We start from the raw sequence: 18,834 nt of genomic DNA, 5'->3' as shown, positions 1-18,834 counted from the left end.
AACCTTATCTGGTATTCATGGAAACCAACATAGAACAACTTCGAGAATTTCACTGGATGGCCGATATGCTGCAAAATATCGATGCCGGCCTACTTGTCCTCAATCGTGAAAATGAAGTACAGGTATGGAATGCCTTTATGGAAAACCACAGTGGCATTTTGGCTCACAAAGTCAAAGGCAGAAACATCTTTGAGTTGTTTCCTGAAATTCCAGTGGACTGGTTTCAGCATAAAGTCGAATCGGTGTTTCAATTACACAGCCGGGCTTTCAGTATTTGGGAGCAGCGTCCTTATATTTTCAAATTCAGAAACTATCGCCCAATTACCGGTACCGCTGAGCATATGTACCAGAATATTTCAGTATTTCCGCTAACCTCCTCTTCTGGCGAGGTAACCAACATTTGTATCATTGTTTATGATGTTACTGATATCGCTACCAGTAAGCTGGCCCTTGAAAACGCCAACCAGCAACTGGAATTTCTCAGTCGGACTGACCGGCTCACGAATCTCAATAACCGTGGTTACTGGCAAGAAAGACAAGAGGAAGAGTTTGCCAAATATCAGCGCTATCGAGAAAGCTGCACACTGGTTATATTTGATATCGACCATTTTAAAAAGGTCAATGACACCTATGGACACCAGGCTGGTGACGAAGTAATTCGCGCTTGTGCGCAAACCTTACAAAAGGTTACCCGCGATATCGATGTTTGTGGTCGTTACGGCGGTGAGGAGTTTGTAGTCATGTTGACCAATACGAATATCAATGGCGCATTAAAATTCGCCGAGCGCTTACGCATGGCTATCGAAAAGCAAAGCATTACCTACGAATTACGTGTTATTCAGTTTACTATCAGTCTGGGTATTTGCGAATTATCAAAAAATATTGACTCACCAAAAGAATGGATTGAATTGGCCGATCAGGCACTCTACGCATCAAAAGAAAACGGACGAAATCAAACATCTATTAAAAACAAAACAGATGAACGCTAATCAATAGTCACCGTTGAGGGTGTAATGAACCGCATCCTCAAGATCTTCAAAGTCATATTCAGATAATCCTGAGAATTCCAGTACACGCGGGCTAATTTTTTCCCATTCGAAATCAACATCAGACTGCGCCAGTTTTTCGGGCAAATTCACTATATGTTCCGCCATTTTGAGCACACACAACAAGGTTTTCAAAGTAGGACTTTCAATAGAGCTATCATCTAGCACACGGGCAACCGAATGATGATTTTTGACCGCCAGACAGAGTACTTTAGGTAAATTCCAAACTCGGGCAATCCGATACCCGGCAGCCGCATGGTGTACACCAAAATTAGCAAATTCTTCACTGGTAATACGTCCATCTTCACGGCTATAGGCAAACTCCATCACTTGCTGGTAGTTACTATAGCGGGCGGCCATTACCGGTACTCCGCAGTTATGAAACAACCCCAGCGTATAGGCTTCATCTGCCATTGAAAGATTTAATTGACGACAAATCGTTGAAGCGACGCAAGCGACTGAAACCGAGCTTTGCCAAAAAAGCTGCATATCTAATCGAGAAGTAATATCGGACATCGATTTACGCAGTAACAAAGTTTTCAAAATGCTGGTGACTCTATCGACACCAAGCATGACTACGGCCTGAGGGATTGAGCCAATTTTATTAACTAAGCCGAATACGGGCGAATTGACAATTTTGATAATTGCAGCACTGACGCCAGGATCAATCGATATTACATCAGCAATTTTATCTAAATCTGCACCACATCTTTCCAGTTGTTCAATCAGCCCCGGTTGGGGAGGTATATAGATTCCTTCTAAAACCTGTTTGTCACTTATCGAAGAGTTCAATTGCAATAACCTACTACACATTTAGCCTACTAACCACAAGCCCTCATAAAAATATAGCGCAATTTTTTAACAAGGGCTGGCTTTTGGTAAAATTCCAGTTATTCAATTTGTAATGCGTCGACTTTCTGGAATCCTCTAGGCAATTTATTGCCTCGACGCCCACGTTCACCGCGATAATGTTCTAAATCGGATGGTTTTAAGCGCAAATAGCGCTTACCAGAGTAAACCAAGAGCGATTGCTCCGTTGTCACAACAGCAATGCTTACTACAAACTCCTCACGTGCCTGCAATTTTGCGGCTGGGATACCGATAATTTTATTACCTTTTCCCTTAGCCAATTGCGGCAAATCAGTCAGAGGAAAGACTAGCATTCGCCCTTCATTTGAAACAGCAACACACAACTGATTATTATAATCCTCCACGGCCTGTGGCAATAAAACCCGAGCACCTTTAGGTAAAGTTAACAAGGCTTTACCATTTTTAATGCGTGTCACAAAATCAGCAAATTGTGCAACAAATCCATACCCTGCATCGCTGGCAATCAAGAAGGTTTGTTCATCGCTGCCCATCAATGTACCAATAAAGGTTGCCCCTGCAACCGGATTAAGCTTACCGGTCAGCGGCTCCCCCTGGCCTCTGGCCGAAGGTAAGGTATGCGCAGGTAAAGCGTAACTTCGTCCAGTCGAATCAAGAAAAACAGCATTTTGATTGCTTTTACCTTTAGCTGCGGCGCAAAAATCATCGCCGGCTTTGTAATTTAGCGCTGTTGGATCAACATCGTGACCTTTAGCACAACGAACCCATCCCATTTTCGACAACACAACCGTTACCGCTTCACTTGGCATTAAGTCTGTCTCACTCAGCGCTTTGGCATCTTGTCGCTCGACAATTGGCGAACGTCGTTCATCACCAAACTCTTTAGCGGTATTTTTTATTTCTTTTTTTACTAAAGATTTTAAACGCGTTTTCGAGCCAAGTGTTTTTTCCAGGTCAGCTTTTTCTTTTGCCAGTTCATCCTGCTCACCTTTAATTTTCATTTCTTCCAGTTTCGCCAAATGCCGCAGCTTTAATTCCAGAATGGCTTCTGCTTGTACATCTGTCAGCGAAAACCTTTCCATTAAGACAGGTTTGGGCTTTTCTTCTTCACGAATAATTTTAATGACTTCGTCAATATTCAAATAAGCGATCAATAAACCATCTAAAATATGTAAACGATCATTGACTTTTTGCAATCGATGCTGCAAACGAGAACGGGTTGTTTCTGTACGAAACTCCAACCATTCAAGCAAAAAATTAACCAGACTTTTAACTTGCGGGCGACCATCAATGCCAATCACATTCATATTAACGCGGTAGCTTTTTTCTAAATCAGTCGTCGCGAACAAATGATTCATCACACCTTCAACATCAACCCGATTAGAGCGTGGCACAATTACCAGACGAGTCGGATTTTCATGGTCAGACTCATCACGTAAATCAGCAATCATCGGCAACTTTTTAGCCTGCATTTGTGAAGCAATCTGTTCAAGAACTTTTGCTCCCGATACTTGATGAGGCAACGCATGGACCACAATTTCGCCCTCTTCGCTACGATAAACTGCGCGCATTTTGATACTGCCGCGCCCCGTTTCATAAACCCGTTTAATTTCAGCCTTTGGCGTAATAATTTCAGCATGGGTTGGAAAATCAGGTCCAGGCACAATCGACATTATTTCATCAATGTCTGCTTTGGGGTTGTCTAATAAATGAATACTGGCTTGCGCGATTTCATTGAGATTGTGCGGCGGAATATCGGTTGCCATACCAACAGCGATTCCAGTGGTACCGTTAAGTAACAAATTAGGCAGTCTTGCCGGTAAAACTTTAGGCTCTTTCAAAGTACCATCAAAGTTTGGCACCCACTCTACTGTTCCTTGCCCCAACTCTGACAATAAGACAGCCGAGTATTTCGACAAACGCGACTCGGTATAACGCATTGCTGCAAATGACTTAGGATCATCGGGAGCCCCCCAGTTGCCTTGGCCGTCAATCAAAGGGTACCGATAAGAAAATGGCTGCGCCATCAATACCATGGCTTCATAACATGCACTATCGCCATGCGGATGAAATTTACCTAATACATCCCCGACCGTTCGAGCCGACTTTTTATACTTGGCACTCGCTTTTAAGCCCAACTCGCTCATCGCGTAAATGATTCGTCTTTGTACCGGTTTCAGGCCATCACCAATATGCGGTAACGCTCTATCCATAATGACGTACATGGAATAATTCAGATATGCCTGTTCGGTAAATTCAGAGAGAGTTTGTTGTTCTACACCGTCAAAATTTAATTCCATAGTTCTTTATTAGCTACTCAAAATATTGGTTTTAATTGGACTGGACCGTTAGCTATAGTTGTATTTAACAGAATCAGTCTCGTTGGATTTAAATTTAATTAATTAAACTTAAAGCATTTTATCAAGTGCTAAAGTTAATCAATTTCTGCCAGATTGCCTTTTTCTTCCAGCCAACTTTTACGATCACCAGAACGTTTTTTGGCTAACAGCATATCCATCACTTCATTGGTTGATTCGTGAGAGTCAATTGTCAGCTGCACCAATCGACGGGTTTCTGTTGCCATGGTTGTTTCGCGTAATTGCTTAGGATTCATTTCACCCAATCCTTTAAAACGTTGCACATTCACATTACCTCGTTTTTTCTCAGCCTTAATTCGGTCCAAAACACCGACTTTTTCAGCTTCATCGAGCGCATAGTAAACTTCTTTACCGATATCAATCCGGTATAGCGGCGGCATAGCAACATACACATGACCAGCTTCAACCAACGCGGTAAAATGGCGTACAAACAATGCACATAATAGTGTCGCAATGTGTAAACCGTCGGAGTCTGCATCAGCCAGAATACAAATTTTTCCATATCTTAAATTCGATAAATCAGTCGATCCAGGATCAAGTCCTAGTGCAACCGAAATGTCGTGTACTTCTTGAGAGGCAAGAATTTCACCCGAGTCTACTTCCCAAGTGTTCAAGATTTTTCCGCGTAGCGGCATGATTGCCTGAAACTCTTTATCACGCGCCTGCTTCGCCGATCCCCCCGCAGAATCACCCTCTACCAAAAACAGTTCACTGGCCATTGAATCCTGACCAACACAATCAGCCAATTTACCCGGTAAAGCTGGCCCACTCGTCACCTTTTTACGTACAACTTTTTTATTAGAACGCAAACGTTTATGTGCGTTGGCAATCGTAATCTCAGCCAGCCTATCGCCATAGTTTGGATTTTGATTTAACCATAACGAGAAGGCGTCTTTGACAATGCCAGAAACAAAGGCGGCTGACTGGCGCGATGACAATCGCTCTTTCGTTTGGCCAGAAAACTGTGGATCCTGCATTTTTACCGACAAGACAAATGACAACCCATGCCACAAATCATCTGCCGTTAATTTTACTCCTCGAGGCAGACTATTACGAAACTCACAAAACTCTTTCATCGCATCTAACAGGCCGTTTCTCAGGCCGTTAACATGGGTGCCACCCAAAGGTGTTGGAATCAGATTGACATAGCTCTCATTTAAAACCTCACCACCCTCCGGCAACCAAAACAGTGCCCAGTCAACCGCTTCGGTATCACCAGAAAAATTACCACAAAACGGCTCCTCTGGCAGGCATTCCACATCAACACTGGCGCCTTTTAAATAATCTCGCAACCCATCTTCATAGAGCCACTGTGTTTTTTCGCCATTCGTTTCGACCAGCGTTACACTCAAGCCAGGACATAATACAGCTTTAGCACGCAACAAATACTTAAGTTTGGCAACAGAATATTTTGGTGTATCGAAATATTGTGGATCCGGCCAAAATTTAACCGTTGTACCCGTATTTCGTTTGCCAACTTCACCAATCTCTTTTAGTGACTCACATACATCACCATTGGCAAAACTGATAGCAAACTGTTTGCCATCACGTTTGACATAAACTTCAACCCGAGATGAAAGCGCATTAACCACAGAAATACCAACGCCATGCAACCCACCAGAAAACTGATAGTTTTTATTAGAAAACTTACCGCCAGCATGTAGCTTGGTCAAAATCAATTCGACGCCACTAATACCTTCTTCAGGATGAATATCGACAGGCATACCACGACCATCATCCTGAACTTCGAGCGCCCCATCTTCATGCAGAATTACCTGTAAATTTTTACAATGGCCGGCTAATGCTTCGTCGACACTGTTATCGATAACTTCCTGGGCCAAATGATTTGGTCTGGCGGTATCGGTATACATTCCAGGACGTTTTTTAACAGGATCTAATCCACTGAGAACTTCTATTGAATCGGAATTATAAGAACTAGACATCGAATTCCTAAGCTTAAGTTAAGGTTGATCGGAGTAATTTGTTAACGGTGTATAATCGCGTCATTTAATTTTAAACGCAACACCTGTTGTTAAAATATTGAAAATACTGGTGATTATTTATTCAGCAACAACAAATAAACACCAGTCTGATGAGTGATACTTTTGCCCAGATAAGCTAGTAGCCTTTAATAGAATAGTCAACTTCAAATTCGACATTATTGATTCGGTGAACAACCGACTCAATACGTCCATCGGCATAAAGATTCAGATATCGATAGCCTGGCGCTTCGACACCAGCACTGAAATCAATCGATCCCGGCTCAAACTGAACACAACTAGAAGGTGTAGCAATCCATTGAACTCCATTAATTGAACGTTGAAACTCCTGGTGGATATGCCCCCACAACACCCCTTTGACCTGGTTGTGGCGAGCAATTAACGCAGCTAACTCATCGGCGTTATGCAAACCAATTTGATCCAGCCACTCACATCCCACATCCACGGGTTGATGATGTAGACAAATAAGGGCATGTTTTTCGGGGTAACGTTTTAACGCACGCGCCAAAAATGCCATCTGATAATTAGACAAGTGACCGTGCACCTTGCCTTTTACCGACGAATCCAGCATTAAGATTTGCCAGTCACCAATTAAAATCTGTTTTGCAGGAAAAACACTACTGTTGCTTAAGTACATTTCCATGGTATCGGAGTCGTCATGATTACCAGCAAGCCAAAAAGTCGCCAGTTGCATCGACTTAAAATAATCAGCTAAATATTTATAAGCTTGTGGAGATGCATCTTGTGATAAGTCACCTGTGGCAAGCAGGGCATCTGGACGCCATTCTTCGCGCTTAAGGCGATCGCAGACAGCTTCAAAACTATCGCGAGTATTCAAACCTAGCAGGCATCCCTCAGGATCAGCAAAAATATGGCAATCGGTAATTTGTGCCAAACGCACAACATCTGTTTGCGCTGGCTGTATCTCATAAGGGAGCATATCGATTTTATCAGCCATGATAAGGTTGTTCTCCTTGTGGTTGGGTGGTGTTGTGCACTTTCTTTTCAAAGCAGGCTTTCAGGCACTCCCCGACAAATTGATTAACTTGGCGTTTTTCATCAACATTTTTTCGTTGTGCATTTGCAGGGTATATTGCGGCCATAGCTGACGGTCCAGAACCTTCCATAACTTCCATCATTTTAACATCATGATACAGTCGAACAATTAGTGACAGTTCACGTTCAATACCGATTTCAGGTGTATTTATGGTAAGTTTAGTCGTTGTTGTATAAGGAGCCAAATCAGTTATTGTAAATACCAATTGAATTGCGGAAGTCTTCACAATAAAACGTTTTTCACAAACCTTGCTTGCCGATACGCCAGAGTAAGGTTGATTTGCCAATTCTCGGGGCTTATTACAAGCAGTCCCCACTGCTGAGTTTAAAGCACGCTGTTTACCAGACAGAGTTAACTCAGGTATTAATTGATTTAACAACCAGTAATTTATTTCGCACTGCGACAGCATCGCTGTTAAATCAGGCTTATATTGTTCACGTAGCTTATTTTTATTGCTAACGATTAAAGACTCACTCATCCACATTCCAAAACACCAAATACTGCAAGTGTCAGTTACTACATTTCGTTCAAATGACCAGAAACAGCTCAATTAACACAAACAACCTGACTTTTTGTCGGTTAACGGGTTGATTAAACTACTAAGATTATCTCAATAATCTTGTCGTTGTTTTAGTTTAGGTAACTTTTTCTAGTTTTTGTGTTCAATCTCACTATTTTCCCAAATATTTTCTCGGTTTGACCAATTTAATTTGAGCCATTGAATGGCAATTAGCATCATTGCATTATTAAATTCGCCACGGTCAAGACGTTGAAATGCTTCGTCAATAGAAATATTCACAATTCGAATATCTTCATTCTCATCATCTAAACCACCTAATTCCGGCAAAGTTGTGCTATCAATTTCTCCCAGATACAGACATACCGTTTCAGTACAACCACCAGGACTCACCAAATATTTATAAATTTGACGCAGTCGCTTAATCTCACATCCGGCTTCTTCAATTGATTCTCGGCGCACAACATTCCCTGGTGTTTCACCAGTCTCAATAATGCCCGCCACTGGCTCAGTTATCCAAGGATAAGCTTCTGTTTCCATGGCGCCAGGCCTAAATTGCTCTACCAATGCCAATCGTTCTTTCAGTGGATCAAGCAGCAACACGGCTGCGGCATGACCACGCTCAAATAATTCTCGTTGAAATGGTTCACTCCAACCACCGGCAAATAATTGCTGCCGAATAGTATACCGGTTGATTTTAAAATAACCGTTAAACCCGTTTTCAGTCTTTAAAATCTCATATTTTAGTTGCTCGGTATTTTTCATTCGTTGAAACTCGTAACAAGTAATTGAATATTTAATAGGATTTTTATAGCAGATCATTGCTAATATTAAGCTGTGTAGTACAAAATAACCAGAATCAATCACACTGAGAGTTGGCAGTAAATGAATATTGAAAAAGCGCGATTCAATATGATTGAACAGCAAATCAAACCCTGGAAAGTTTTTGATAAAAAACTGCTGGGGGCAATGGCAACGATTCCTCGCGAGCAGTTTGTCCCCGAAGAACATCGTAATTTAGCTTATGCCGATGTTGCAATACCTTTAGGGCATAACCAGTCAATGCTTGCACCACGCGAGTTGGCCCGCATGATCCAGGCTTTAACTCTGGAAGGACAAGAAAAAGTTTTGGAAATTGGCTGCGGTCATGGCTATGCCAGCGCCATACTTGGAAAACTGGCAAAACATGTCTATAGCGTCGATATCATCAGTGAATTCGTTGAGTTTTCACAACAAAAAGTAGGCGCGCTGGCGGTTGAAAATGTCACATTTGAAGAGTTTGATGCAACCGAAGGCTGGCTGGCACATGCGCCATACGATGCAATACTTATCACATCAGCAATGGAAAAACTGCCTGATGTAATGAAAAAAAACCTGTCTCACACCGGCAGAATTGCCGCAATTCTTGGCGATCATTTGGCACAAAATGCTTGTTTATGCAAACTGACAGACAATAAAGAGTGGGATATCGAGATTTTATTTCCAGTTGCAGCGCAACCCATGATAAACGCTGAGCGAGCTAACCGCTTTATCTTTTAACAACACGTTATTTCGCCGGTGAATACTCACTATCTGTAAAATTCATTTACAAATCAAATGATTTACTAATAACTTAAAGCTAAAATTTGGCAACGCAGGTGAGTTACAATGCTAACACACCTAAGTTCTGGCTCGCACAGATAATCGGGAAACTTGGAATATTGACAGGGCATTTCAGTTGGAGACTTTACCCTGATATTCATTGGTATTCTCACGCATAAGAAATTACCGCGTGACCAGGGGAAACTCTAATTTATTTTGACGACTTGCAGGTAAAAAAATGAATAAACCAACCAAAACGGCATTGAGCATTTGTCTACTTTTATCATCAGCGAGTGCTTGGGCTGATAATTTACTCGATATCTATAATCTGGCGAAAGACAATGATCCGGTCTTTCTGGCCAGTGAAGCAGGACGAAAAGCCTCTAATGAGCGCGTCAATCAAAGTCTGGCGGGCTTATTACCCCAATTAACTGCCAGTGCAGGATATGAACTGGCTGATAATGAGTCAACACGAACAACCAAAGGTATTTTTACGCCAATCGGCGACCCCAATAATCCTCAAAATATTGACGTTACTCAAAATAGTGAATCAGAAACTGATGGATATAGCTGGCGTATTCAGCTCAATCAAGAAATCTATAACCACACAACCTGGTTAACACTCTCTCGTTCTGAAAAAGAAGCACTGCGCTCAAATGTACAACACGAAGGTGCCCGGCATGAACTCATTATTCGAGTCGCTGAAGCTTATTTTAATGTATTAGCGGCAAAAGACAGCGTCGCCTTTTCAAAAGCAGAAACCGAAGCCGTATCGAAAGAACTGGCGCAAACCAAACAACGATTTGAAGTAGGTCTGATCGCAATGACCGATGTGCATGAAGCCCAATCTCGTCATGATAGAGCGGTTGCCAATCAGATCAGCGCACAAAACGCACTCGATAACGCACACGAAGCATTGCAACAAATAACCGGTCAATATCATTATGGTTTGCTATCGCTAAAATCTGATATCCCACTCAAAAATCCAGTACCCAGTGATATTAAAGCTTGGGTTAAAGAGTCAGAGTCAAATAACATATCAATTAAAGCATCAAAAATTGCTTTGGAAATTGCCAAGAAGAACATCGACATTTCACAATCAGGTCATTATCCGACAGTTGGACTTCAGGCAACTTACTCCGATTCTGATAGAGATACCACATCTCCAGCTTTTCCGCGTGAAAATGATGCTGGAGAGCTTATCGGTTTTGTTGATGCCACAACCAATTCTACTAATCCATCAACAACCATATCGCTTAACGTCAACATACCACTTTATTCAGGCGGCCAAACCAGCTCACGAACGAAAGAGTCACAAAGCTTATATGTACAAGCCTCGCATAATCTCGAAGCCGACCACCGACGCGCAGTTAGTGAAACCCGTAACGCCTATTTGGGTGTCGTTGCCGCAGTCAGTTCGGTCAACGCCCTGAAACAGGCTGTCATTTCGTCACAAAGTGCGCTGGAAGCCACTCAAGCCGGCTTTGAAGTGGGTACACGAACAATTGTTGATGTATTACTACAAACTCAACAACTCTTTGATGCTAAGCGACAACATGCGCGCGCACGATATGACTACATATTAAACACGCTAAAATTAAAGCAAGCAGCAGGTTTGCTCGATGAAAAAGATCTTGGACTGGTTAACAAAATGTTAAGATAATCCTTATAAAACAGCGCTTTAAATAAAAGCGCTGTTTATTTTTCTGGCTATTTGCAGACAAACCCCGCTGATTCACCTATAATTCTCTCCTATTAGATTCACCCCAGATTAAGAAGTCGATGGCTGCCAACAAGAAGAAAACGCCAGAAAATACTATCGTGCAAAATCGCAAAGCGAAGCATGACTATTTTATCGACCAGACCTACGAGGCAGGCTTGTCTTTGGAAGGCTGGGAGGTCAAAGCCATGCGCGAGAAAAAAGCCAACCTGACCGATGCTTATATTTACCTGCAAAATGGTGAAGCGTTTCTACAAGGTTGCCATATTTCGCCTTTAATTACAGCCTCGACTCATATTAAACCAACACCAACCCGCAACAGAAAATTACTTTTACATCGGGCAGAACTCAATAAACTTTTCGATGCTCAGCAAAAAGACGGTTACACCGTTGTTCCACTATCGCTTTACTGGATTAGAAACCGCATTAAATTAAAAATTGGTACGGCCAAAGGTAAAAAGTTGCATGATAAACGCGCAACTGAAAGAGCGAAGGAATGGGATCGTGATAAACAACGGTTAATGAAAAATAATTTTAACTAACCTTCACAATTTATGATGGCATTGCATAAAAAACTCGCGTTTTTATTAATTAGTATATCGTTACTGGCCAGTTGCCAGTGGCTGCCTACGAAAAAAACTCCACCGTCAGCAAATGACCCGCTAGAACATGCAACAACGCAAAATCAAGCTGTTGAAAAAGCCATTAAACTACTGGAACACGGTGATTTTCATGCCGCGAGTAGTCATCTAAAACAGGTATTAAACGTTAATCGGAATCACTCAACAGCGCAACTTTTATGGGATCAGTTAACTCAAACGCCACAACAACTTTTTAATACTGCTCGCTTAACCAATTACAAAATTAAACCTGGCGACAGTCTTGGAAAAATTGCAGAATCCTGGCTAGGCAATTCTTTATATTTTGTGACTCTAGCGAAAATAAATAAAATCACCAACCCGATGAAGTTGATGCCTGGGCAGTTAATTCAAGTTCCGGTAACACCAACCAGCAAACTCTATCAACAAGAACAGTTACGTGCCAAAGCCAATATCAATCTACTCAAAAAATATTTAGCTCAAAGCAACTATTATAAAGGCTTAGAAAAAGCCAACCGATTGTTTATCACCGAACAACACCACGCTGAACTGTATAAAATACAACAACAATTAATGCAAGCTATGGCGCAAAAGGCGGTTTCCCTTAGTGAACGCAGTAAAATGTTAGAAAAATTAAGTCAGCTGGCACAATCGAGTCGTAACACTGAGCAGCAAAAAATCTATCGACACTTTATAGAAAACCATACCATCGCCTTATATACCGATGAATTTGTACTGTTAGTTAACGATGAAAGTTATCTTGAAGCAGCAGAAAAGTTAATTCAAATAAAAGCTTTAAAATCACCAGCATCCCTATCACAAAGTGGTTACATGGAAAGTCAATTACTTGATAAATTACATGAACAAGCGGTGGTATTTTACCGTAACCACAAACTAAAAGAAGCAATGACTCGCTGGAATTTAATTTTACAAATTCAGCCTAATAATGAATTAGCTCAAAAGTATACCCAGCGGTCACAAAAATTATTAAAAAAACTCAATCAGTTTTAAGCCAGTGGGTAAAAAGGTAGTAGAAATCGAGTGGAAAAAATTAATCGACATGCATTAGTAATGTTTTCAGCAGAACAGATGTTTAGACTGGTTGATGATATCGCATCCTATCCCGAATTTGTTCCTTATTGTCAACAAGCCGAAATTATTTCTCGTACAGAAAATGAAGTCACTGCGCGTCTTGAAATTGCTAAAAGAGGTATTGCTAAATCTTTTTCTACTAAAAACACCTTGGTTCCTTTTCGGTCCATTCAAATGCAATTAATTGATGGTCCATTTGAATCATTTTCTGGGCATTGGCAATTTAACCCTTTAACAGAAGAAGCCTGTAAAATAGCGCTAAGCTTGGAATTTGAGTTTTCGAATAAATTGGCATCAATGGCATTTGCCGCCATATTTAACCAACTGACCCACTCAATGGTAAATGCCTTTACCGAAAGGGCTGTTCAGGTTTATGGAAAAAACTAATGTCTGCCGAAATGTCCAATCAAACAATAATCAATATTGAACTAATCTTTGCTCTACCTGATGAACAACAGCTACTAACTCAACAGGTCCCCGTAGGTACAACAGTGGAACAAGCAATTGTTCAATCTGGTATCTTGCAAAAGTATCCACAGATTGACCTGACAAAAAACAAAGTAGGCCTATTTAGTCAGGCCTGTAAACTCACCGATGAACTACGTGAAGGTGATAGAATTGAAATCTATCGTCCTTTGATTGCAGATCCTAAAGAGGCCAGAAAAAAGAAAGCTGTTAAGCAAAAAGAAAGTCTGCAAAAGGACAACCCCAAGCCTTCTTAAGTTGAATATTTAAGCCGTGACGATTAGTTACCGGCCCTCATCAGGACTATAAAACTGCTTTGACGGGACGAATAATTAAGCCACTTGAACTGACCAAAAGCTGATATTGCTGTGCTTGTTGGGCACTAACAAAGCTAGCAGAACCATGCTCAACATCCACTAAGAATGAAAGTGATTGATAATTTTTTCGCCATTCAGCCAGTCCCCCTCCGGCATGACTATTAAGAGCAAACACGGTTCGGGGTTTATTCTGCTCTTGCTGAATATCTTGATACCGACCGCTCACCCGCTCTAAACGATAAGCGGTATGTAGCCCCAGAATATTTGCCCAAGGTTTCCATTTCAAAATATAAGCGTCGACTAATAATTCATCACCATTTAATAGATAAACCTGCTGTGTTCCATCAAGAAACAACAATCGCGCATAGTAAGTTTGCTCACTGGTGGGGGTCACTTCGATGTTGGCGACCAGTTCTTCCTGAGTTAATGCCTGATATCCCTGAGTACCTAACATAAATAAAGTGATGCTGCCGGTAATCATCAGCAACATGAACAATACGGTAAGTTGTCGACAAAAAGCAAACAGCTTTAACTTGCGCAGACTTAATATTAGCGCCAACAAACTATACAGCGACAATAAGCCCGCTAAAATGGCAACAATAATAAAAGGCTCTATAAATTCAATAAATGTCATAAATTCTAGTTCTTGTGATTATGTGGCGCTTATCTAACTAATAATCGTTTTTCTAATTTAACATTAATCTTTATCTAACTCTGAAACGATATCAAGCTCGACCGTCTCCGCCACCTGACTGTCGGGTTGGTTAGAAATCTTTTTAAGTGAAACCTGTTTAATAGAACGACCTTTAGTTTTACTTGCTGTGTCAAACCTACCTTCTAAGAAATTTGCTAATCGATTAAATGCCGCAAATAATTGTCCAGCCTCATCATTTCGATCACTGATTAATCTAGCATCCACTCGTCCCAAAGCCATTTTATTTAATGCCTGAGTAACTCGCTGATAATCTCTGGAGGTTCGTCGAGCCAATACCAGTGTAATTATAAAAACCACAAATAACGTGATCATCATCACAATTAACATCGTTACTAACGTGCTCTTAGCGGCAGTAAACATTGAGTCAGCGCTAAAAGAAATATATAAATAGCCCAGTGATTTATTATCATATTTGATAGGCATCTCGACATCGAATAAGATATTTTTATTTTCCAGTTCGCGTTGATAAATTAAAATATCTTCTAAAGTATGTTCATGAGACCGATCATTCGGTGGCTTAAAAGCAGTACCGATAATATCCTTTTGAGTAGAAGCTAAAACGGTATTATTTTTATTCATCACCGCAACGCTTTTGACTTGATCATTTTTATTGGTTTCATTGACCAATGCATTCAATCCAACCAAATCATCAAGTAGTACAGAGTCGGCACTTTTATAAGCAATCATTCGAGCAATTGAACGGCCATAGTCAAAAGTAATTCCCGAAAGTGCTTGATACTGCATGTAGTAAACTATTGCCAACCCTAAACACATTGCAACAAATACAACACCTGCCATTGTTGCCGTCCAGCGGAAACGCAATGAAACATATTCATTATTTTGTTGCTGTTTTTTCTCTCCAAGCTTACCTTGAATAGTGCGCAATTCATTAGAGATTTGTCCCGCACTTTGGTAACGCTTGTTTGGCTGCTTTTGCAGCAATTTGCGCATAAAATCTTGTAAATCATCCTTAACTTTTTCTTCTACCACATAAATACGTGGTGGTTTATTTTTAATAATTTGTTTAAATAACTGCCCAAGATCATCACCAATAAAAGGTGGTAATCCCATTAACATGCGATAAATTAAAACCCCGAATGAATAAAGGTCTGAGCGGTTATCGGTGGGTTGCCCCAAAACCTGTTCTGGCGCCATATATTCGGGCGTACCAATAACTTTGTCTGAGCCCTTACCAACACTGTTTAAACTATCATCGAGTTGAGCAATACCAAAGTCAGTCAACTTGACGGTCTTTTTATCTTTCAACACAACAATATTGCCCGGCTTGATATCACGGTGAACAACACCTTGACGGTGTGCATAATCCAGTGCGCGTGCCAGTTGCACCGACATTGCTAAAACGGTACGTAAATTGAGCTTGCCTTGGGCCTTAAGGATTTGTTCCAGCGTCGCGCCTTCGAGTAACTCCATACCAATATAAGGTTTATTATCGGCAATGCCTACATCATAGATAGTAACAATACCCGGATGGGTGAGTTGTGCAGCCAATCTGGCTTCTTTAATAAACGCTTGACGATAATCTTCATCTTGCGCTAACTCTTCGCGCAAAACTTTAATGGCTAAAAACCGATCGAGCTGGGGATCATAAGCTTTATAAACAAATGCCGTCGCACCGCGACCAACTTCATTTAAGATGCGATAACGACCAACATTTTTAGGTAGCTCCTGTGTATCAGTCATTTTATTAACTGTTAGCGGAGGCTTTATGGGATTACTCGACATAACATTTATAAAAGATAAAACAGCAGACCGGCAAAGGCTAATGTGAGTAAAATTGCAGCCAGGTAAACCGCTCTGTTTTTAGAGGTACTTTTACTGGAGTCTCCTTCTTCAATTAACATAAAGACAAATTCAGTTGCAGCAAATGCAACTCGATCACCAGGAACCAAATATTTTTCGGCAACCTTTTCGCCATTCACAAAAGTACCATTAGAAGATAACAGATTTAATACTTTGCAATAAGTTCCTTCGCGAATGATATGTGCATGCATCGAAGAGACACTATTATCTGTTAAACGGATATCACTGTTTGGCCGTCGCCCAACTTCCATTTTATCTTTATTGAGTATGATTCTCATACCACTGACATTCTCACTGACCCCAATCAGGGCCGGAATGTCAGCTTCATCGGTCTGGGTTTGCGCAATTTCCTGAGCAATCATTTTGTTGACATCAGACAGCTCGAACATTTGCGTCCCTTGTGGTCCAACCGCTGACTCCTGAGATGGCTTGCCTTGTTCTTGTTGATTAGTCATTGAGTCCTCATTAGCTGCCATTATTATTGAATTTTAAGCAACATTTTTATCTTTTCAAACAGGGAGGGCTTTTTAACAATTGGTGAATCTATCAGTACGACGCTGATATTATCCCGCCCTCCAGCACTTTTGGCTGCCTCGATAAGTGCATTAATTTTATCCAACTTATCAGTATGAGTTTTTAAAATCCTAGCGATTTCCTGATCGCTAAGTTCGTCACTTAACCCATCGCTGCACAGTAATATTTGTTGATTGGCTTGCCATACATCCTGGTTGACATCAATTTTTATCTGTTCAATTTCAACTGACCCCAAACATTGAGTAATCATATGCCGTTGTGGATGCTTTTGCGCTTCTTCAACTGAAATTAACCCCGACTTAACCAAACGTACAATCAGCGAGTGATCTTCAGTCAACTGAGTTAATCTCGACCGGCAATGATCCCATAAATAAGCGCGACTATCCCCGACCCAAGCCACAAAATATTCATTTTGCTTACAAGTTAAAGCAACGACTGTTGTGCCCATACCTTGTTGATTAACTTTATCATTACTGGCCGCAAGAATGTTGCTATGAGCCAGCTCTATCGCTCTCACCAAATCTCCAGACCCCATAAATTCACGGGCAATCGTCTCTGCCGCAATTTGGCTGGCAATTTCACCGCAAGCATGTCCCCCCATGCCATCGGCAACCAGCCAGAGATTATTACTACAAAATAAAGAGTCTTCATTCAATTCGCGAACACAGCCAACATCAGTTGCATAGGCATATTTTATTTTTATTTCAGTATTTTCCATTGAAAGCTTGAATTAAGGCAATTAATTCATATATTTAGTGTATTATTATTTCATCTATACCGCTAAGTGTGGCATAATTTATCGGTTGTTTCGAGTATTAAATCCCAATGTTTTAAGGCTTTATCTTGGGGGCGACATTGGCTTCGACGAGGATTACAAAACTCAAGGTGCATGCCGAGGTGTCAGCGAACCTCGTACCCACTAGCTGAAAAAAAATAGTTGCAAACGACGACAACTACGCTTTAGCCGCTTAATAGGCTAACTGTTGCTTCTGAGCGTCACCGGTAGGAAGTTTAACAGTCATATACGGAGACTCGCGTGTAAGGGTGTTTGCCCCCCAAGCGCTAAACTTAAGCAAACTCGCCTAAAACATCCTGTCAGTCGGATCAGTTTCGGGTTAATTTAAAGACTAGACTAAGCATGTAGTACCACGAGCAGCGGATTCGCGGACGGGGGTTCGATTCCCCCCGCCTCCACCATTTTTTTAAGCCCTAATGAGCCCTTACTGGCCTTTAGGGCTTTTTATTAACCCGCAAATTGAGTATGGAAAAAATAAACGAGCCAATTTCAAGTTGATCACTCTATTGGCAAATGCCCCGTCTTGACCAAAATGACTGTCACCTCATGAACATAAGGGTGATGCTGGCTCATGTGAGGGTTGCGAATCCATGTTTGCTCCGGATACATGCCATGCTCATCTCTAAATGTTCCCGAGAGAACCAGAATTTCTTCTCCACCAAAGTGTCGGTGTGGCTCAAACACTTCCCCCGCTGGCCACTTAACCAAAGCGACATGTTCACCTTCAAAACGGTGCAAGGACATTACGTCTAGGCTACCTATACCCTGTTGCCAAGGAGATGTTTTTGTATCGACCCGAACTCGAATTGAATCTTTCTGATCGAATTGATTCAGTTTTACGAAAATAGTGCAGCCCTCTTTACTAAAAGGGGCGTGAACACTTCCTGGTGGATTACGAATATAAGTGCCCGGTCCGAAGTCGCCTGTTTCGTCCGAAAACACTCCCTCTAGCACATAGATTTCTTCACCCAAGGGATGTACATGCTCTGAAAAACTGGCGCCCGCTTCGTACCTCACAATACTTGTTGTATGCCCAGACTCTTTCGCCTCTCTTTCAAGTGGTTTGCGTAACACACCTGAAATTGGGCTTTCAGTCCAATTCATAGCTGCGGTTTCGATTACCAAGCGTCGAGAAAAATCCATATTGATCATTCTTCCCCCTCCTTATGCTTACCTAATAAAAAAACAAAAAACGGAACAATATAAGTAAGTGCAGCGGGCAACCAGCGAAAGGGCTGATCAGCAAAAATAGCATTAAATTGATTGATGATTAACAATATCGTTCCCACAATGAGAGCCACCTTAGCAGCCTTAAAACCGTGATTCCTAACTAGCTCTTGCAATTGAAATTTCATGGCTTACCTTTAA

19 protein-coding genes and 1 other RNA gene are annotated in these 18,834 nt (G+C 41.3%); 8 read left to right on the top strand and 12 right to left on the bottom strand.

The genetic code is table 11. The annotated features are described in order from the left end of the window. Window positions 1–17 precede the first annotated feature (17 nt). Entirely contained in the window at window positions 18–989 is a 972-nt protein-coding gene (locus ABVT42_RS12655) for a sensor domain-containing diguanylate cyclase (protein WP_353897199.1), read from the top strand. Here ABVT42_RS12655 and ABVT42_RS12650 read toward each other — a convergent pair whose 3' ends face one another. The 6 genes from ABVT42_RS12650 to ABVT42_RS12625 form a co-directional block, all read right to left on the bottom strand. Beyond that, the gene (locus ABVT42_RS12650; RefSeq protein WP_353897198.1) at window positions 990–1,838 is read right to left on the bottom strand and encodes an HDOD domain-containing protein; all 849 of its coding nucleotides are present in this window, start codon (window positions 1,836–1,838) and stop codon (window positions 990–992) included. Window positions 1,839–1,936: 98 nt separating this feature from the next. Next, complete coding sequence (parC, locus tag ABVT42_RS12645; protein ID WP_353897197.1) at window positions 1,937–4,174, bottom strand: DNA topoisomerase IV subunit A; 2,238 nt, start codon at window positions 4,172–4,174, stop codon at window positions 1,937–1,939. A gap of 134 nt (window positions 4,175–4,308) precedes the next feature. Then, the gene (gene parE / locus ABVT42_RS12640; RefSeq protein ID WP_353897196.1) at window positions 4,309–6,195 is read right to left on the bottom strand and encodes a DNA topoisomerase IV subunit B; all 1,887 of its coding nucleotides are present in this window, start codon (window positions 6,193–6,195) and stop codon (window positions 4,309–4,311) included. A 175-nt stretch (window positions 6,196–6,370) separates the two neighbouring features. Continuing rightward, window positions 6,371–7,210, bottom strand: coding sequence for a 3',5'-cyclic-AMP phosphodiesterase (gene cpdA, locus ABVT42_RS12635; protein WP_353897195.1), 840 nt, complete (start codon window positions 7,208–7,210; stop codon window positions 6,371–6,373). Further along, the gene (locus ABVT42_RS12630; RefSeq protein ID WP_353897194.1) at window positions 7,203–7,787 is read right to left on the bottom strand and encodes a DUF1249 domain-containing protein; all 585 of its coding nucleotides are present in this window, start codon (window positions 7,785–7,787) and stop codon (window positions 7,203–7,205) included. Before ABVT42_RS12630 ends, cpdA begins: the two co-directional genes overlap by 8 nt. A gap of 171 nt (window positions 7,788–7,958) precedes the next feature. After that, on the bottom strand, window positions 7,959–8,591 hold the full coding sequence (locus ABVT42_RS12625) for an NUDIX domain-containing protein (RefSeq protein ID WP_353897193.1): 633 nt from the start codon (window positions 8,589–8,591) through the stop codon (window positions 7,959–7,961). A 120-nt stretch (window positions 8,592–8,711) separates the two neighbouring features. On the opposite strand from ABVT42_RS12625, the gene ABVT42_RS12620 reads away from it, so the two are divergent. From ABVT42_RS12620 to ABVT42_RS12595, 6 genes are all read left to right on the top strand, one after another. Beyond that, window positions 8,712–9,365, top strand: coding sequence for a protein-L-isoaspartate O-methyltransferase family protein (locus ABVT42_RS12620; protein ID WP_353897192.1), 654 nt, complete (start codon window positions 8,712–8,714; stop codon window positions 9,363–9,365). Between the two features lie 280 nt (window positions 9,366–9,645). Then, the gene (locus tag ABVT42_RS12615) at window positions 9,646–11,070 is read left to right on the top strand and encodes a TolC family outer membrane protein (RefSeq protein ID WP_353897191.1); all 1,425 of its coding nucleotides are present in this window, start codon (window positions 9,646–9,648) and stop codon (window positions 11,068–11,070) included. Window positions 11,071–11,189: 119 nt separating this feature from the next. Continuing rightward, the gene (gene smpB / locus ABVT42_RS12610) at window positions 11,190–11,669 is read left to right on the top strand and encodes an SsrA-binding protein SmpB (protein WP_353897190.1); all 480 of its coding nucleotides are present in this window, start codon (window positions 11,190–11,192) and stop codon (window positions 11,667–11,669) included. Window positions 11,670–11,690: 21 nt separating this feature from the next. Then, complete coding sequence (locus ABVT42_RS12605; protein ID WP_353897189.1) at window positions 11,691–12,737, top strand: LysM peptidoglycan-binding domain-containing protein; 1,047 nt, start codon at window positions 11,691–11,693, stop codon at window positions 12,735–12,737. A gap of 30 nt (window positions 12,738–12,767) precedes the next feature. Next, complete coding sequence (locus ABVT42_RS12600; protein ID WP_353897188.1) at window positions 12,768–13,205, top strand: type II toxin-antitoxin system RatA family toxin; 438 nt, start codon at window positions 12,768–12,770, stop codon at window positions 13,203–13,205. Next, the gene (locus ABVT42_RS12595; RefSeq protein WP_353897187.1) at window positions 13,205–13,540 is read left to right on the top strand and encodes an RnfH family protein; all 336 of its coding nucleotides are present in this window, start codon (window positions 13,205–13,207) and stop codon (window positions 13,538–13,540) included. Before ABVT42_RS12600 ends, ABVT42_RS12595 begins: the two co-directional genes overlap by 1 nt. Window positions 13,541–13,586: 46 nt before the next feature. Here the strand turns inward: ABVT42_RS12595 and ABVT42_RS12590 are convergent, their stop codons facing one another. The 4 genes from ABVT42_RS12590 to ABVT42_RS12575 all read right to left on the bottom strand — a co-directional run bounded on the left by ABVT42_RS12590 (window position 13,587) and on the right by ABVT42_RS12575 (window position 17,388). Beyond that, window positions 13,587–14,234: a hypothetical protein gene (locus ABVT42_RS12590; protein WP_353897186.1), complete on the bottom strand. Its 648-nt coding sequence runs from the start codon at window positions 14,232–14,234 to the stop codon at window positions 13,587–13,589. Between the two features lie 63 nt (window positions 14,235–14,297). Beyond that, the gene (locus tag ABVT42_RS12585) at window positions 14,298–16,016 is read right to left on the bottom strand and encodes a serine/threonine protein kinase (RefSeq protein WP_353897185.1); all 1,719 of its coding nucleotides are present in this window, start codon (window positions 16,014–16,016) and stop codon (window positions 14,298–14,300) included. 47 nt (window positions 16,017–16,063) lie between these two features. Next, entirely contained in the window at window positions 16,064–16,591 is a 528-nt protein-coding gene (locus tag ABVT42_RS12580) for an FHA domain-containing protein (protein WP_353897184.1), read from the bottom strand. Window positions 16,592–16,614: 23 nt separating this feature from the next. Beyond that, complete coding sequence (locus ABVT42_RS12575) at window positions 16,615–17,388, bottom strand: PP2C family protein-serine/threonine phosphatase (RefSeq protein ID WP_353897183.1); 774 nt, start codon at window positions 17,386–17,388, stop codon at window positions 16,615–16,617. Between the two features lie 127 nt (window positions 17,389–17,515). Here ABVT42_RS12575 and ssrA point away from each other — a divergent pair. Continuing rightward, window positions 17,516–17,867: a transfer-messenger RNA gene (gene ssrA, locus ABVT42_RS12570) on the top strand. Window positions 17,868–17,964: 97 nt separating this feature from the next. On the opposite strand, the gene ABVT42_RS12565 is transcribed toward ssrA, so the two are convergent. Further along, the gene (locus ABVT42_RS12565; protein WP_353897182.1) at window positions 17,965–18,618 is read right to left on the bottom strand and encodes a cupin domain-containing protein; all 654 of its coding nucleotides are present in this window, start codon (window positions 18,616–18,618) and stop codon (window positions 17,965–17,967) included. Next, complete coding sequence (gene nrtS / locus ABVT42_RS12560) at window positions 18,615–18,821, bottom strand: nitrate/nitrite transporter NrtS (protein WP_015006284.1); 207 nt, start codon at window positions 18,819–18,821, stop codon at window positions 18,615–18,617. The genes ABVT42_RS12565 and nrtS overlap by 4 nt, the downstream gene beginning before the upstream one ends. Window positions 18,822–18,834 lie beyond the last annotated feature (13 nt).

Origin of the sequence: Aliikangiella maris (assembly GCF_040719265.1) — a bacterium.
GTDB classification, from domain to species: Bacteria; Pseudomonadota; Gammaproteobacteria; order Enterobacterales; family Kangiellaceae; genus Aliikangiella; species Aliikangiella maris.
The sequence above is the reverse complement of the archived record's forward strand: the minus strand, read 5'-3'. Positions and strand labels throughout refer to the sequence as shown.

Excerpts from the sequence above, each read along its gene's own strand:
- nrtS (WP_015006284.1), bottom strand. The coding sequence starts at position 18,821 with ATGAAATTTCAATTGCAAGAGCTAGTTAGGAATCACGGTTTTAAGGCT.
- ABVT42_RS12595 (WP_353897187.1), top strand. The coding sequence starts at position 13,205 with ATGTCTGCCGAAATGTCCAATCAAACAATAATCAATATTGAACTAATC.
- cpdA (WP_353897195.1), bottom strand. The coding sequence starts at position 7,210 with ATGGCTGATAAAATCGATATGCTCCCTTATGAGATACAGCCAGCGCAA.
- ABVT42_RS12575 (WP_353897183.1), bottom strand. The coding sequence starts at position 17,388 with ATGGAAAATACTGAAATAAAAATAAAATATGCCTATGCAACTGATGTT.
- ABVT42_RS12620 (WP_353897192.1), top strand. The coding sequence starts at position 8,712 with ATGAATATTGAAAAAGCGCGATTCAATATGATTGAACAGCAAATCAAA.
- ABVT42_RS12590 (WP_353897186.1), bottom strand. The coding sequence starts at position 14,234 with ATGACATTTATTGAATTTATAGAGCCTTTTATTATTGTTGCCATTTTA.
- smpB (WP_353897190.1), top strand. The coding sequence starts at position 11,190 with ATGGCTGCCAACAAGAAGAAAACGCCAGAAAATACTATCGTGCAAAAT.
- ABVT42_RS12655 (WP_353897199.1), top strand. The coding sequence starts at position 18 with ATGGAAACCAACATAGAACAACTTCGAGAATTTCACTGGATGGCCGAT.
- parC (WP_353897197.1), bottom strand. The coding sequence starts at position 4,174 with ATGGAATTAAATTTTGACGGTGTAGAACAACAAACTCTCTCTGAATTT.
- parE (WP_353897196.1), bottom strand. The coding sequence starts at position 6,195 with ATGTCTAGTTCTTATAATTCCGATTCAATAGAAGTTCTCAGTGGATTA.
- ABVT42_RS12615 (WP_353897191.1), top strand. The coding sequence starts at position 9,646 with ATGAATAAACCAACCAAAACGGCATTGAGCATTTGTCTACTTTTATCA.
- ABVT42_RS12625 (WP_353897193.1), bottom strand. The coding sequence starts at position 8,591 with ATGAAAAATACCGAGCAACTAAAATATGAGATTTTAAAGACTGAAAAC.
- ABVT42_RS12630 (WP_353897194.1), bottom strand. The coding sequence starts at position 7,787 with ATGAGTGAGTCTTTAATCGTTAGCAATAAAAATAAGCTACGTGAACAA.
- ABVT42_RS12565 (WP_353897182.1), bottom strand. The coding sequence starts at position 18,618 with ATGATCAATATGGATTTTTCTCGACGCTTGGTAATCGAAACCGCAGCT.
- ABVT42_RS12580 (WP_353897184.1), bottom strand. The coding sequence starts at position 16,591 with ATGACTAATCAACAAGAACAAGGCAAGCCATCTCAGGAGTCAGCGGTT.
- ABVT42_RS12585 (WP_353897185.1), bottom strand. The coding sequence starts at position 16,016 with ATGACTGATACACAGGAGCTACCTAAAAATGTTGGTCGTTATCGCATC.